Below are 14643 nucleotides of genomic sequence, written 5' to 3' on the forward strand. Positions count from 1 at the left end.
AGGCTCCGGAGCCTGAACTCCAGGCTCCGGAGCCTCTGATGGATCTGATTGCTAGGTGGTTACTTGTTGACGACGAGCTGGTTGAGGAGCTTCATCGCGTCGGCCCAGGCCTCGTCGCCGTTCTTCTTCTTGGAGTCGAGCTCCTGAACGGACGGACCGAACACCTGGGACTGGATGACCGAGTCATCCGGGCCCTTGTACTGAGCGACGACGCCCTTAGCGCGGTTGGCGAGGATCTCACCGATGGGAGCACCGTTGAAGAACTTCGTCAGGTCGCTCTGGCCGGTGACGCCGGGGTCGCTCTGCGCGGCCGTGACCGACGGGAACGTGCCGGCTGCCTGGAACGTGGCGACCTGCGACTCGGCGGTGGTCAGCCAGGCAGCGAGGTCAGCCGCCTCCTTCGGGTGCTTCGACTGCTTGGGCACCGTCAGGAACGATCCACCCCAGTTGGCTGCGCCGCCGGGGAAGACGTCGGCGAAGTCCCAGCCGGTGGAAGCGTCGCCGCCGCCGGCCTTGACCTGACCCTGAACGACACCGAGCATCCAGCCCGGGCAGACGAAGGTCGCGAACGAGCCGTCGGTGAACGCCTTGCCCTTGCCCCAGTCCCACTGGGTCTGGTTCGAGGAGAGACCGGCAGCCGCGCCACCGGCGAGCTGGCTCCACAGCGCCTTCAGGTCGGCGTTGTCCTCGATGTTGAGCTTGCCGTCCTTGGTGTAGTAGCCCTCGGGCTGCTGGTTCACCATGGCGTTCCAGAGGAAGCCGGACTGGTCGTAGAACGCCTTGCCGGTCTTGGCCTTGTACTGCTCGCCGACCTTGAAGTAGTCCGCCCAGGTCGCGCTGTCGCCGCCGAACAGCTTGGCGACGCCGTCACGGTCGCTCGGCAGGCCCGCCGCGGCGAAGAGCTTGCTGTTGTAGCACAGGCCCTCCGGTCCGATGTCGGTGCCGTAGCCGATGACGCGACCGTCTTTGTCGGTGGCCTGCTTGAGCTTCCAGTCGACCCAGCGGCTGTCGATCTTCGACGCGCCGTAGTCCTTCAGGTCGTTGAACTGGTCGGAGACCTGCATGACCTTGCTGAGCCAGCCTTCTTCGACGGCCTGCACGTCGGGGAGACCGCTGCCGGCCGCCTGCTTCGTCTGCCAGTCGGTCAGGGCGTTGTCACCGGTGTCGATGTTGGTGGCCTTGATCTTGATGTTGGGGTGCTCTTTCTCGTACTGCGAGTAGAGCTTGTCGAATCCCATCGTTCCGAACGTCGTGACGGTCAGTGTGATCGGGTTCGAGCTGCTGCCGCCGTCTCCGCCGCTGGATGAACATCCGGCTGCGAGGAGGGCGAAGGATGCTGCGCCTGCTACGGCCGCAACGACCTTGGTGCGTCGTGAAAGCTTCACGGTCACTCCCTTGTGTGCGTGGTCTGGTGTGGAGGGCGTGAGAGCGCTCTCATTCAGGATCGTGAGAGCGCTCTCACGCGTTGGAACAGACCATAGGCATTCCGGATGCGCCGTGTCAAGTCAATCGCGTGCAACCGCTCTCATCGGCACCAGGACGCGGAAGTGCGAAGCGGAGGCCCGGATGCCCGCGAGCCCAGTGATGGCGCGGAAGACGCCGGGCGGAACGCCCGTTTCACCCGCCGCCTGACTTGTGCGTTTTCGTGACCCATTCGTGACCTACCGACGAGCTGCGCTCCGACCCGTTCGAAGTGGGCGAGGGGTGCGAAATGTCGCTCGTGCCACCTCGAGAACCGACATTCGGCACCTCTCGCCGCTCGGAGAACGAGGGCGAACGACAGCGGGCGNNNCCGCCGGGGTGGCATGCTCGCTAGTCGGTCGCGGGCTTCGGGCGCTGGGCCTGAACGGAGGCGGTGTTCGCCCCCGGCTCGATCAGCGCGCCGAAATCGTCGGCCGCCCGGTGGGCGAAGATGCCCGTGTCCAGCTCCGCGTCGTCGTCCTCGGCTGCCGAGCCGAGTACTGCCGCTACGCGGTCGCCAGCGGTGCGATCGGCCTCGGCCTTGTCGTCGGCCGCCTCCTGCAGCGCCGACTTCGCGCGCAGCGGCGGCGTCTTGAAGAACAGCGTGAGGACGAAAGCGATCAGCACCACGAACAGCGCGACCCAGTACACCGTCACCGCCGAGGCGTTGAAGGCGACGAGGAACGGCTTCGACAGGCGCGGGTCGGCGCCGTTCAGGAACGACGTGTCATTGAGGCCTGCGCCGCCTGCCGACGAACCGGCACCCTGGTCGAGCTGCTTCTGCAGTGCGGGCACCGCGCGGTCGACGACCGCCTTGCGCTGCTCGCTGTTGGAGAAGTCCACACCCTGGGCCTGTGCGGTCACGCCGGCGACGATCTTGTTGTAGACCGTATCCATGATCTGCTTGTTCTCGGGTGCGCTGGCGACCGACGGCGTGAGCGCGGCATCCAGCGCGCTGGTCAGCGTCGCCTTCTCGGTGAGCGAGTTCGTCAGGTTGGTCGGGAACACGGTGAAGAGCAGCGAGAGCAGCACGGCCGTGCCGAGCGTTCCACCGATCTGCCGGAAGAACGTCGAGGCGCTGGTGGCGACACCCATGTCCTGCAGGCCGACCGAGTTCTGGCTGGCGATTGTCAGCGTCTGCATCAGCTGGCCGAGGCCGAGGCCGATCAGCAGCATCGCGCCCGCGATGAACCAGTAGGAGCCGTCGAACTTGAGGAACGTCAGGTAGAAGAAGCCGCCGGCCAGGAACGCGGTTCCGATGATCGGGAACTGCCGGTACCGCCCGGTGCGGGCGATGATCTGGCCGCTGGCGATCGAGGAGATCATCAGTCCGAGGATCATCGGGAGCATCTGCAGGCCCGACTCCGTCGGGGTCGCGCCGAGCACCAGCTGCAGGTACAGCGGCAGGGTCAGCATGGCTCCGAACATCCCGAAGCCGACGAACACGCCGATGATGGTCGCCATCGAGAAGGTCGAGGAGCGGAACAGCTTGAGCGGGATCAGCGCGTCGTCCTTCATGGCCATCTCGATGAAGATGAAGGCCAGGATGCCGATGGCGCCGATCACATAGCAGGCGATGGCGCCGGCGCTGCCCCAGCCCCAGTCGCGGCCCTCTTCTGCCACGAGCAGCAGCGGGACGAGCGCGACGACGACCGCGGTCGCGCCCCACCAGTCGATGCGCACCGAGGCGGGTGTTCTCTTCGGGAGGTGCAGGAAACGCAGCACGACGAGCAGTGCGAGGACGCCGATCGGCACGTTGATGAGGAACACCCAGCGCCATCCGGCGATCCACAGGATCTGGTTCGCACCGGCAAACAGGCCGCCGACCAGCGGGCCGATGAGGCTCGAGATACCGAAGACGGCCAGGAAGTAGCCCTGGTATTTGGCGCGCTCGCGGGGTGCGAGCATGTCGCCCATGATCGCCAGCGGCATCGACATCAGACCACCGGCACCGAGGCCCTGGATGGCGCGGAACACGGCGAGCTCGATCATCGAGGTCGAGAAGGTCGCCAGGATGGAGCCGATGACGAAGATGACGATCGCGAAGATGAAGAGCGGTCGCCGCCCGAAGATATCGGAGAGCTTGCCGTAGATCGGCGTGGAGATCGTCGAGACGATCAGGTACGCGGTGGTCACCCACGCCTGCTGGCTCAGACCGTGGAGGTCGTCGCCGATCGTTCGGATGGCGGTTCCGACGACGGTCTGGTCGAGGGCGGACAGGAACATGCCGGCCATGAGGCCGAAGATGACGAACAGGATCTGCCGGTGCGACATGATCGGGTTCGACGGGGCGGCCGAGGCCGGCATTGCTTGGCTTGACATGAGTCTCCGAGTCGAGAGTCTGGTGGGGACGCCCGAGCCACGGGCGACACACCGGTGTGGGCACAAAGAAAATTGCGGAGGCTGCAAAGTTACACCCTCTGTGACCATTTCAGCAATGTGAACTATCTCCACGGACGAGCCGTTCGCCGAGGGCGAACCGATCCGCACGCCACACGTACATGCGTGTGTATAGACCCGCATGCTGGCACGTTGACCCTCGCACAGGTCACGCAAAGGTGTCGGGGGTACCGTGAGGCAAGACCCGATCTCTGCCCCCGCACTCTTCATGAAGGTCTCATGCGCCACTCTTCACAGTCATCCGCCCCTCGTCGACTCATCGCCGGGATCGGCATCGCAGCAGCGACCGCCCTGGTCCTCGTCGGATGCGCGGGTGAACCCTCTCCAGTGACCAAAGCCATCACCAAGGCAACCCCCGACACCAGCACGACCATCTCTGCGGTGACGCCGGCGGCCGGGAGCGTCTCCGGGGCGAACACCGTGACCATCACAGGCAATAACCTGAGCGACGTCACAACGGTCAAGATCGGCGATCAGCAGGCGACCGTGCAGAAGGCCACGGACTCGAAGGTCGTCGCCGTCGTGCCCGCCGCCCCGGACTTCAAGGCGGGAGCGGTCGACGTCTCCGTCACTGCTGAGAACGGCAAGCAGGCCGCGACGAGCGACGACGCGTTCTCGTACACCGTCGCGACACCGGTCGACCGCCAGCTCAGCTACGCGCTCACGTACTGGAAGAACTACAACAGCGCCGAGTGGGGCGACCTCAACTCGGTCGGCGGCGACTGCGCGAACTTCGTCAGCCAGACGCTCATCGCCCGCGGCTGGACGCAGAACGCCGACTGGTACAACAAGGGCGCCGCCGCAGACTGGGCGCCCGCCTGGGGCTACGTCCCCTCGATGGACGCGTACTTCCGGGCGCACCCGGAACTCGGGCTCACCGAGTACCCGCTCGACCAGCGCGACAAGATCAAGGTCGGCGACATCGTGATGTTCGACTGGAACGACAACGACTCGCTCGACCACGTCCAGATCGTCTCCGCGGTCGAGAAGGTGGGCGGACAGATCAAGATCAAGATGGTCGGCCACAACGAAGACAGCGACTACCGCGATCTCGACGAGACGATCACCACGGATCACCCGGGCGCCATCGGCCACTTCTGGAGCTTCTCCAAGTAGTCGGTAGCGGCTGAACACAGACGCTCGCGCGGCTCAGCCTTCCCTCACCGGGCGGCGGTTATGCTCGACCCGTGATACACGGGGATGGCCGCGACCTGCGGCGGCGGACGCCTGCGGATCGGCGTCCTCAGGCGCGCCGCTGGGGTGTTCGTCGCGCCCTGCTCATCGGCGGCGCCGTTGTCGTCGCCATCGCGCTGGGGGCGTGCACGTCCGCCAGCGCCTGGACTCCGAACGCCGGGCGTCGACCGCAGCACTCGTCGCCCCGCCCGTCCACCCCGTCTCCGACACCCACGGGGGATGCGGCCCAGACCCCCGTGACGTCGCCGCCGACCCCCGGCGCGTCGTCGCCGGCCACACCTCCGTCGACACCCTCGACCTCCCCGACGCCCCCGCCGTTCAACAAGGCGGCCGCGTCGATCGACGATCCGGCCAGCCCGTGGGTCGTCGTGAACAAGTCCCGCGCGCTGAAGCCGCCGGCCTTCGTGCCGCCGAGCCTGCGGTTCGCGAACGTGACGTACGTGAACCGGCAGCCGTCGGTGCCCGCGGTCGCCACCGCCCTCGAGCAGATGTTCGCCGCCGGCAAGGCGGAGGCCGGACTCGATTTCTCGGTGCAGAGCGCCTACCGCTCGTACGACTCGCAGGTGCGCGTCTACAACGACGACGTTGCGCAGAACGGGGTCGCGTACGCCGACACGGACACCGCTCGTCCGGGTCACAGCGAGCACCAGACCGGGCTGGCCGTCGACATCAGCGCCGTGCCGGCGCGCTGCTCACTCGACGCCTGCTTCGCGCAGACGCCTCAGGGCGTCTGGCTCGCCGCCAATGCCTACCGCTTCGGCTTCCTGCTTCGGTATCCCGCCGATAAAGTCGCCGTCACCGGCTTCACGTTCGAGCCGTGGCACTTCCGGTACGTTGGCACGGCGCTCGCCGCCGAGCTGCGCGCCAAGCGGATCACCACGCTCGAGGAGTTCTTCGGCGTCCCCGGCGGCACCCAGTATCGCTGAGCGCCGCCCGGGAGCAACCGTGGCTGATCAGCCCTACGCCCCCGAGAGCGCGTCGCCCACGATGCGCTTCGCCTCTTCCTGCACCTCGCGCAGGTTGTCGGCGCCGGCGAACGACTCGGCGTAGATCTTGTAGACGTTTTCGGTGCCGCTGGGACGAGCAGCGAACCAGGCCGTCGCCGTCTCGACCTTGACGCCGCCGAGGGCCGCGTCGTTTCCGGGAGCGCGGCTCAGCTTGGCGGTGATGGGCTCCCCGGCCAGCTCGGTCGCTGAGATCGCGTCGCCGTCGAGCTTGGCCAGGGCCGCCTTCTCGGCCGGGCTGGCCGGAGCGTCGACGCGCTCGTAGACCGGGTCTCCGAACTTCTCGGTGAGCTCGGCGTACAGCTGCGACGGGGTCTTGCCCGTGACGGCGAGGATCTCGCTCGCCAGCAGCGCGAGGAGGATGCCGTCTTTGTCGGTCGTCCACACCGAGCCGTCGAAGCGCAGGAAGCTCGCGCCGGCGCTCTCCTCGCCGCCGAATCCGACGGAACCGTCGATGAGGCCGGGCACGAACCACTTGAAGCCGACCGGCACCTCCCAGAGGCGGCGGCCGAGCGACTCCGCGACCCGGTCGATGATCGAGGACGACACCAGGGTCTTGCCGACGGCGGCGTCGCTGCGCCATCCGGTGCGGGTGCGGTAGAGGTAGTCGATCGCGACCGCCAGGTAGTGGTTGGGGTTCATCAGGCCGCCGTCGGGCGTCACGATGCCGTGCCGGTCGGCGTCGGCGTCATTGCCCGTGAGGATGTCGTACTCGTCTTTGTGCGCCAGCACGGACGCCATCGCCGAGGGGCTCGACGGGTCCATGCGGATCTTGCCGTCCCAGTCGAGCGTCATGAACCCCCAGGCCGGGTCGACCTCCGGGTTCACCACGGTGAGGTCGAGCTCGTAGCGTTCGGCGATCGCCGCCCAGTAGTGGACGCTCGCGCCGCCCAGCGGGTCGGCGCCGATGCGGATGCCGCTCTGCTTGATGGCCTTGACGTCGATGATGTTCTCGAGGTCGTCGACGTAGCGGCCGCGGAAGTCGTACGTCTCGACCGCGCTCGGCTCGCTCATGCGAACCCCGGTCATCCCCTCGGCGATGAGCTCGTTGGCCCGATTGGCGATCCAGCTCGTGGCGTCGGTGTCGGCCGGGCCGCCGTGCGGCGGGTTGTACTTGAAGCCGCCGTCGGACGGCGGGTTGTGGCTCGGGGTGACGACGATGCCGTCGGCCTGGTCGGAGTGATCAGCGCGGTTGTAGGCGATGATGGCGTGCGACACCGCGGGCGTCGGCACCCAGTCGTCGAACTCGTCGACGAGCACGCGCACCTCGTTGCCCACCAGCACGGCCAGCGCGGTCGTCAGGGCGAACTCGCTGAGGGCGTGCGTGTCGGCGCCGATGAAGAGGGGGCCGTCGATGCCCTGGGAGGCGCGGTACTCGACGATCGCCTGCGTCGTGGCGGCGATGTGGTTCTCGTTGAAGGCGGTGTTGAGCGAGCTGCCGCGGTGGCCCGAGGTGCCGAAGACCACCCTCTGCTCCGGGATGCTCACATCGGGCTTGAGGTCGTAGTACGCGCGCCGCAGGGCGTCGACGTCGACCAGATCGGAGGCCTGTGCGGGGGTTCCAGCTCGTTCGTCCATGGCACCATCCTTCCACTCGACTCCACGCAGGCCAGGGGGCACCTTCAGGTTGTGGATAACTTTTTCAGCCGTGCATCCGCTTGGCTATGCTGACGCCATGCCTGAAAGCTCCGAGCCAACCGCCGACCTCCCGTCCTCCGTCGACGAGGTCTACAGCTTCCTCGGTCCGTCGGGGACGTTCACGGAGGCGGCCCTCCGTCAGGTTCCGGAGGCAGCAGGCAAGAACTGGCGCTCGGTCAACAATGTGGGTGAGGCGCTCGCCGACGTGGTCGCCGGTCGCAGTGTCGCCGCCATGATCGCCATCGAGAACTCCATCGAGGGCGGCGTCTCCGTCGCCCAGGATGCGCTCGCGACGGTTCCCGGGCTGCGCATCATCGGCGAATACCTGGTGCCCGTCAACTTCGTGCTCGTCGCGCGGCCGGGCACGACGCTCGCCGACGTGAAGACCGTCAACGCGCATCCGGTGGCGTACGGCCAGTGCCACCTGTGGCTCGACGCCCACCTGCCCGAGCACGGTCACCTGCCCGCCTCGAGCAACGTGGCCGCGGCCGCATCGCTGTTCGAGGGCAGCACAGCGGATGCGGCGATCGCGCCTCCCGGCATCGTCGACCACCACGACGTGGTCGTGCTCGCCACCGAGATCGGCGACAACCCCAATGCCGTCACGCGGTTCGTCCTGGTCAGCCGCGACCGCGGCGTGCCGGAGCCGACCGGCGCCGACAAGACGAGCCTCATCGCCGAGCTGCCGGATGATCGCCCGGGAAGCCTGCTCGACCTGCTCGAGCAGTTCTCCACCAGGGGGGTCAACCTGAGCCTGATCGAGTCGCGGCCGATCGGCGACGCCCTCGGCCGCTACCGGTTCGTGATCGACGCCGACGGACACATCCACGACGAGCGCGTCGCGGATGCGCTGCTCGGCCTGCGCCGGTTCAGCCCGGCCGTCATCTTCCTCGGCTCGTATCCCCGTGCCGACAAGCAGAAGGTCGAGTTCGACCCCCGGTACCGCGACGCCGTCTTCACCGAAGCGCGCGACTGGCTCGCGTCGCTCACCGCACCCGAGGGCGCTGTTCCGGCGACCCCGGCCGCCGCGGCGGCACAGGGGTAGGCTGCGAGCCAGGAGCAAGGAGGCGCCATGATCCTGGACGACACAGGTCGCGACGGGGGCGAATCCGCGCCCGGCGGCCCTCCGCCCGAAGCATCCGGCGCCGACGGCGAGCAGGCGGAGACCGAATTCGACCCGCGCTTCGATCCGGCGTTCCAGCGCGGCTACCAGCCCGCCCCGGGTGAACGCACGCGCACGAGGGTGCGCTCGCAGGCCGACGCGGACGCGCCCTTCCGTCGTCCGTCGCCCGGAACCGCTCCCGCCGCGGCTCGCGTTGCGGATGCCCCGCACGCCGACGCCCCGCGCTCCGACGCCTCCCGCGATTCGCGCTTCGCCGACGACCTGCGCACGCTCGACCAGCGTCTCGCGCCCGATCCGGTGAACGCGGCCTACGGCACCGGCGTCACCCCGGGTGCCGAGGTCGACGCCGATGTTCCCGGTCCCGATGCGCCGGCGGTCATCGTCGAGCCGGTCGTCGTCCGCGGCTCCTTCCTCGACGGCCTCGACGTCTCCCCGCGACGCAACCCCTACTTCCTCGCACTCTGGATCATCGGCGGCGGCTTCGTGATCCTGGGCGTCGTGCTCTACATCGTGTCGGTGTTCACGTCGTACACGTCGAGCCCCACGTCGTCGCAAGACGTGACGACACTCGTGTTCAGCCAGGTCGGCTGGATGCTCGCCGGTCCTCTGATCGAGGTCGGGCTCGCGACCATCGTCGCGCTCGTCATCCTGTCCGCCCTGACGGCACGGCGCGCAGGGTCGTCAGGGCAGCCCGACGACGAATCCAGCCGGGCGGACTGAATGCGCGGGGCATACCGCTCGCTGGTGACCCTCGCGATCGTCTTCGGAGCGGTCGCCGTGCTCTGCATGGTCGCGCCGACGATCGCCCCCACGACGTACGGGCAGGCGGACCTGATGCGCCCGGAGATCCTGACCGCAGGGCTGGCCCAATTGGTGCGCGCACCGACGACGGTGTTCGCCCTGATCTTCGCGACCGCCGCGGTCTTCGTGCGCGCTGTCGCCTGGCGGCCACGGCCGGGAACGCGCCGCCTCAGCGCCCGGCGGGAACCTTGACCATCAGCGCCCGCTGATCGACGCTGAGGTCGACAGCGCGGATCTCGCCGAACTCGTCGCCGTCGAGCTCGAACGGCTCGGCATCCTCGACCGTCAGCCGCACCGTCGCGCCACGCAGGTAGGTGAGCTCGGTGCGCGACGGCCGCTCCGTCATCGGGATGATCCGTTGCCCGAGTGCGCTCTTGCGCAGCACCCGGTTCTCCCAGGTGACGCGGCGCCAGATCATGAGCCAGCCGAAGATCGTCTTGGGCTGCAGCACGGCGATGTCGAGCATCCCGTCGTCGATGAGGGCGTCGGGGATGAGCTCGATGTTGCCGGGGAGGTTGCCGCAGTTGGCGACCAGGATGGTGCTCACGTGCGCCGTGTTGCCCTCGCCGCCGTCGAGGGCGTAGCCGACGCGCACCTTCTTGGTGCGGGGGAGCGCCCGGAAGCCGGCATCCACATAGGCGAGCCAGCCGAGCCGGCGCTTCAGCACCGGCCGGGTGTTCGCGATCATCGCCGCGTCGATGCCCAGCCCGGCCATCACCAGGAAGGCATGCTCGCGCAGGTCGCCGTCCGCGTCAGTGACGCGCGCCAGCCCGATGTCGATCGCGCGGGTGTCCCCGCTGAAGGCGATGCTGCACGCCTCGTCGAGGCTCGTGTGCGTGACGCCGAGGTTGCGGGCCAGCAGGTTGCCGGTGCCCGACGGGATGAGCGCGAGTTCCGCATCCTGACCGCGCAGGGCCTCGGCGACCGCGCGCACCGTGCCGTCGCCGCCCGCAGCGATCACGAGCGTCGCACCGGCTTCGAGCGCGTGCCGCGTCTGGCCCTGGCCCTCGTCGTCGACGCGGGTCTCGAGCCAGAGCAGGTCGATGTCGCCTGCGCGAGCGGCGGCATCCTGCACCGCGATCCTGACCCGGTCGATGTCGACCTTGATGGGGTTGTAGATGATGGCGGCCAGAGCCGGGGTGGTGCTCGCCCGATCGATCACCTGCTCAGGCTAGCCGCTGGGTTGCCGGCGGATGACCAGCCGGTTGCCACCTGACGACCGTGCGCGGCCACTGCGCACTGCTGGGGCCGCTCGTCGCCCGTGCTCGATAAGCTGAGCGGGTGATCGATCCAGTCCTCCTCCGCGAAAACCCCGACCTCATCAAGCGATCGCAAGAGGCCAGGGGTGACTCCGCCGAACTCGTCGACGAGGCGCTGCAGGCCGACCGTGAGCGGCGGGCGGCGATCACCGCCTTCGAAGAGCTGCGCGCTGAGCAGAACGCCTTCGGCAAGAAGGTCGCCGCCGCTCCCAAAGACGAGAAGAAGGAGCTGGTGGCGCAGGCGCAGAGCCTGGCGGGCCGCGTGAAGGAGGCGCAGCACGCCACCAACGCGGCCGAGGCCCGCTTCACCGAGGTGCTCCGCAGCATCGGCAACCCGATCATCGACGGGGTTCCCGCCGGAGGCGAAGACGACTTCATCACGCTCAAGACCGTCGGCGAGAAGCCCACGTTCGATTTCGAGCCGCGCGATCACCTCGAGATCGGCGAACTGCTCGGCGCCATCGACATGGCCCGCGGCGCCAAGGTCTCCGGAGCGCGCTTCTACTACCTGCGCGGCATCGGTGCACGCCTCGAGCTCGCCCTCATGAACATGGCGCTCGACCGCGCACTGGCGGCCGGATTCGTGCCGCTCATCACTCCCACGCTGGTGAAGCCCGAGATCATGCAGGGCACTGGTTTCCTCGGTGCGCACGCCGACGAGATCTACTACCTGCCCGCCGACGACCTCTACCTCACCGGCACGAGCGAGGTCGCGCTCGCCGGATATCACGCCGACGAGATCATCGACGTGAACGAGCCCCTCCGCTACGCCGGGTGGTCGACCTGCTATCGCCGCGAGGCGGGCTCGGGCGGCAAGGACACCCGCGGCATCATCCGGGTGCATCAGTTCAACAAGCTCGAGATGTTCGTCTACACGCTTCCCGAGGAGGCGGAGGCGGAGCACGCGCGGCTGCTGTCGTATCAGGAGGACATGCTGCAGGCCCTCGGGCTCAGCTACCGCGTGATCGACACCGCGGCCGGCGACCTCGGTTCGAGCGCCGCCCGCAAGTACGACGTCGAAGCGTGGGTCCCCACTCAGGATGCGTACCGCGAGCTCACCTCGACGTCGAACTGCACGACGTTCCAGGCCCGGCGCCTCGACATCCGGTATCGCACCGAGAGCGGCAAGACCAGCCCGGTCGCGACGCTGAACGGAACTCTGGCCACCACCCGCTGGCTGGTCGCCATCCTCGAGACCCACCAGCAGGCCGACGGATCGGTGATCGTTCCCGAGCCGCTGCGCCCGTACCTGGGCGGCCTCGAAGTGCTGGAGCCGATCGCCAAGTGACCGCTGACGACCGCCTGCTGATCGCGCTCGACGTCGACGGCACGCTCATCCACGAGGACGAGACCGTCGGACCCGCCGTCCTCCAGGCGGTCGGCCGGATGCGCGACGCGGGTCACGAGGTCATGCTCGCCACCGGCCGCAGCTGGGAGACGGCGCGGCCCATCCACGAGCGCTTCGGCCTCACCAGCGAGTTCGTCGTGTGCGCCAACGGCGCCCTCACGATGCAGCGCGACGAAACCGTCGAGGGTGGTTACCGGCGCGAGTTCGTGGAGGTGTTCGATCCGACCGAGGTGCTGGAGACCATCCGGCCGTTCCTGCCGCGTGGCAGCTTCATGGTCGAGGACGCGACCGGCTTCCGCCGGTACACCGAGGGCATGACCGACTGGGAGCTCGTCAACGCGACGCAGGTGTCGTTCGAGGAGCTCGCCGCTCAGCCGGCGACGCGCGTCGTAGTGGTCTCTCCGCAGCACGACGAGGAGCAGTTCCTCTCGATCGTGGAGCAGATGGGGCTGCACAAGGTCAGCTACGCGATCGGCTGGACGGCGTGGCTCGACATCGCGCCCGACGGCGTGAACAAGGCGACGGCCATGGAGCGCGTCCGACAGCAGCTGGGCATCCCGTTCGATCGCCTGGTCGCGGTCGGCGACGGACGCAACGACATCGATCTGCTGCAGTGGGCGGGCGCCGAGGGGCGTGCCGTCGCGATGGGGCAGGCTCCGGATGAGGTCAAGGCGGCGGCGACGGTCGTCACCCTCCCAGTGGACGAAGACGGTCTGGCGGCGTTCCTCGACACCCTGTGATCAGCACTTCTTGCGCCTCCGTCCAGAGGTTTGCCAGGGTGTTCTGGGAGCCTGGAAGCCCGTGTACATCCACGTGCGCAGTACTCTGACCCCCGATCCATCGCCTCCGGCGACGGGAGTGCGCCGCGAAAGGGAGTGAATGAACGAGTTGCCCACGCGCGCCTCTGCGCGCGCACAAGAGAAGTCTGCCGGCCCCAGCATCGCCCGGCACGGACGCCTCAAGCGGCACCATCCCGTTCAGTTCCTCCTCAAGCTCATCGCCGCGATCGTCGGCGTCGCTCTGGTCAGCGGCGTGTCCGTCGCCGCCTACGCAGTCTGGAACGTGGCGTCGGAGGTCAAGTCCACCGTCAAGCTGGTCGACGCGAAGGGCAACCCGATCCCGCAGGTCGGTGCCATCAGCGGGGGCTTCAACGTGCTGCTCGCGGGTAGCGACAGCGGTGGCGGCAACAAGGCCTACGGCTCGCGCGGCGAAGTCCTGAACGACGTGACGATGCTGCTGCACGTCTCTGCCGACCACAAGAACGCGACTGTCGTCAGCTTCCCCCGGGACATGTTCGTCTCGATCCCGTCGTGCCCGACCGAAGACGGTAAGGGCAGCTTCGACGCGATGAGCCGGCAGAAGATCAACACGACGCTCAGCTACGGCGGCCTCGCCTGCACCGTTCTGACGGTCGAGCAGCTGACCGGATTGACCATCCCGTACGCCGGCGTGATCGAGTTCGACGGTGTCATCGAGATGTCGAACGCGGTGGGCGGCGTTCCCGTCTGCGTCGCCGGAAACATCACCGACCCGTACACGGGACTCGATGTGAAGGCCGGCCAGAACACCCTTGAGGGTTCGCAGGCGCTGGCGTTCCTCCGCACCCGGCACGGTGTGGGCGACGGTTCCGACCTCGGCCGCATCAGCAACCAGCAGGTCTTCCTCTCGTCGCTCGTGCGCACCATCAAGAGCGCGGACACGCTGTCTAACCCGGTGAAGGTCTACGGGATCGCGCGCGCGGCGGTGAAGAACATCAAGCTCTCCGAGAGCCTCAGCAACATGACGACGATCGCCTCGATGGCGGCCGCGCTCAAGAACATCGACCTGAACAAGGTCGTCTTCGTGCAGTATCCGAACCACTACACATCGGATGGCGGCGTCGAGCCGACCGAGGATGCCGCGGACACGCTGATGACGGCGCTCAAGTCGGACAAGTCGATCACGCTCACGGGCGACACCGGCGTGGGGTCCGAGGCCGCGGCGGGCGGGACGTCGACGACTGCTCCGTCGACCGAGGCTCCGGCGACGCAGGCGCCGGCGACGCAGACCCCGCCGTCGTCGACGCCCTCGAACAGTGCGACCTCGACGCCGGCTCCCAGCACGGGTGCTGACAGCTCGGTGGACCTGCCGTCGGATGTGCACGGGCAGACGGCCGGTCAGGTCACCTGTTCGAAGCCGTTCAGCGAGTAGGCCCTTCGCGCCGTCCGTTAGAATCGGTCGATGCCGGTTCGCCGGCGCCAGGAGGGCTGTCCGAGCGGCCGATGGAGCCAGTCTTGAAAACTGGTGGGCAGAAATGTCTCGTGGGTTCGAATCCCACGCCCTCCGCACCTTCACATGGCCCGACATCCCAGTAATTTACTGGGATGTCGGGCCATTGCCGTTCCTTGGGAATCGCGTTTTGCGCACGAACTCAGC

General features: G+C 68.0%; 12 protein-coding genes and 1 tRNA gene. 9 read left to right on the forward strand and 4 right to left on the reverse strand.

The window, feature by feature from the left end:
• Window positions 1–59: 59 nt before the first annotated feature.
• On the reverse strand, window positions 60–1385 hold the full coding sequence (locus tag PKE84_RS08345; protein ID WP_271176766.1) for an ABC transporter substrate-binding protein: 1326 nt from the start codon (window positions 1383–1385) through the stop codon (window positions 60–62).
• Between the two features lie 427 nt (window positions 1386–1812).
• Window positions 1813–3783, reverse strand: a complete 1971-nt coding sequence (locus tag PKE84_RS08350; protein ID WP_271176767.1) for an MDR family MFS transporter — start codon at window positions 3781–3783, stop codon at window positions 1813–1815.
• A 405-nt stretch (window positions 3784–4188) separates the two neighbouring features.
• Between PKE84_RS08350 and PKE84_RS08355 the strand changes: the two genes are divergently transcribed.
• Together PKE84_RS08355 and PKE84_RS08360 are read left to right on the forward strand one after the other, a co-directional pair.
• Window positions 4189–4977: an amidase domain-containing protein gene (locus PKE84_RS08355; protein ID WP_271176768.1), complete on the forward strand. Its 789-nt coding sequence runs from the start codon at window positions 4189–4191 to the stop codon at window positions 4975–4977.
• Between the two features lie 71 nt (window positions 4978–5048).
• A complete protein-coding gene (locus PKE84_RS08360; RefSeq protein WP_271176769.1) occupies window positions 5049–5981 on the forward strand; it encodes a M15 family metallopeptidase in 933 nt (310 codons plus the stop codon).
• A gap of 33 nt (window positions 5982–6014) precedes the next feature.
• On the opposite strand, the gene pgm is transcribed toward PKE84_RS08360, so the two are convergent.
• On the reverse strand, window positions 6015–7637 hold the full coding sequence (pgm, locus tag PKE84_RS08365) for a phosphoglucomutase (alpha-D-glucose-1,6-bisphosphate-dependent) (protein WP_271176770.1): 1623 nt from the start codon (window positions 7635–7637) through the stop codon (window positions 6015–6017).
• Between the two features lie 97 nt (window positions 7638–7734).
• Here pgm and pheA point away from each other — a divergent pair, with 97 nt between their 5' ends.
• Genes pheA through PKE84_RS08380 form a run of 3 tightly spaced genes read left to right on the forward strand, consistent with a single transcriptional unit; the run spans window position 7735 to window position 9813 of the window.
• A complete protein-coding gene (gene pheA / locus PKE84_RS08370) occupies window positions 7735–8742 on the forward strand; it encodes a prephenate dehydratase (RefSeq protein WP_271176771.1) in 1008 nt (335 codons plus the stop codon).
• A gap of 27 nt (window positions 8743–8769) precedes the next feature.
• A complete protein-coding gene (locus PKE84_RS08375) occupies window positions 8770–9540 on the forward strand; it encodes a hypothetical protein (protein WP_271176772.1) in 771 nt (256 codons plus the stop codon).
• The gene (locus PKE84_RS08380; RefSeq protein WP_271176773.1) at window positions 9541–9813 is read left to right on the forward strand and encodes a hypothetical protein; all 273 of its coding nucleotides are present in this window, start codon (window positions 9541–9543) and stop codon (window positions 9811–9813) included.
• Here PKE84_RS08380 and PKE84_RS08385 read toward each other — a convergent pair.
• Window positions 9791–10783 carry a diacylglycerol/lipid kinase family protein gene (locus PKE84_RS08385; RefSeq protein ID WP_271176774.1) on the reverse strand — a complete coding sequence of 331 codons (993 nt, stop codon included), beginning with the start codon at window positions 10781–10783 and terminating at the stop codon, window positions 9791–9793. The genes PKE84_RS08380 and PKE84_RS08385 overlap by 23 nt on opposite strands.
• Window positions 10784–10902: 119 nt before the next feature.
• Between PKE84_RS08385 and serS the strand changes: the two genes are divergently transcribed.
• The 4 genes from serS (at window position 10903) to PKE84_RS08405 (ending at window position 14553) form a co-directional block, all read left to right on the forward strand.
• Window positions 10903–12168, forward strand: a complete 1266-nt coding sequence (gene serS / locus PKE84_RS08390; protein WP_271176775.1) for a serine--tRNA ligase — start codon at window positions 10903–10905, stop codon at window positions 12166–12168.
• Window positions 12165–12968 (forward strand): HAD family hydrolase, encoded by an 804-nt coding sequence (locus PKE84_RS08395; RefSeq protein ID WP_271176776.1) that lies wholly within the window; start codon window positions 12165–12167, stop codon window positions 12966–12968. The genes serS and PKE84_RS08395 overlap by 4 nt, the downstream gene beginning before the upstream one ends.
• Before the next feature lie 139 nt (window positions 12969–13107).
• Window positions 13108–14418: an LCP family protein gene (locus PKE84_RS08400; protein ID WP_271176777.1), complete on the forward strand. Its 1311-nt coding sequence runs from the start codon at window positions 13108–13110 to the stop codon at window positions 14416–14418.
• A 50-nt stretch (window positions 14419–14468) separates the two neighbouring features.
• A tRNA-Ser gene (locus tag PKE84_RS08405) sits at window positions 14469–14553 on the forward strand.
• The last annotated feature ends 90 nt before the right edge of the window (window positions 14554–14643 follow it).

Origin of the sequence: Leifsonia poae (genome assembly GCF_027921845.1) — a bacterium.
Classification (GTDB): Bacteria; Actinomycetota; Actinomycetes; order Actinomycetales; family Microbacteriaceae; genus Leifsonia; species Leifsonia poae.

What these genes read in the sequence shown, in the direction of transcription:
- PKE84_RS08350 (WP_271176767.1), bottom strand. Translation starts at nt 3,783, where the DNA reads ATGTCAAGCCAAGCAATGCCGGCCTCGGCCGCCCCGTCGAACCCGATC.
- pgm (WP_271176770.1), bottom strand. Translation starts at nt 7,637, where the DNA reads ATGGACGAACGAGCTGGAACCCCCGCACAGGCCTCCGATCTGGTCGAC.
- pheA (WP_271176771.1), top strand. Translation starts at nt 7,735, where the DNA reads ATGCCTGAAAGCTCCGAGCCAACCGCCGACCTCCCGTCCTCCGTCGAC.
- PKE84_RS08375 (WP_271176772.1), top strand. Translation starts at nt 8,770, where the DNA reads ATGATCCTGGACGACACAGGTCGCGACGGGGGCGAATCCGCGCCCGGC.
- PKE84_RS08380 (WP_271176773.1), top strand. Translation starts at nt 9,541, where the DNA reads ATGCGCGGGGCATACCGCTCGCTGGTGACCCTCGCGATCGTCTTCGGA.
- PKE84_RS08400 (WP_271176777.1), top strand. Translation starts at nt 13,108, where the DNA reads ATGAACGAGTTGCCCACGCGCGCCTCTGCGCGCGCACAAGAGAAGTCT.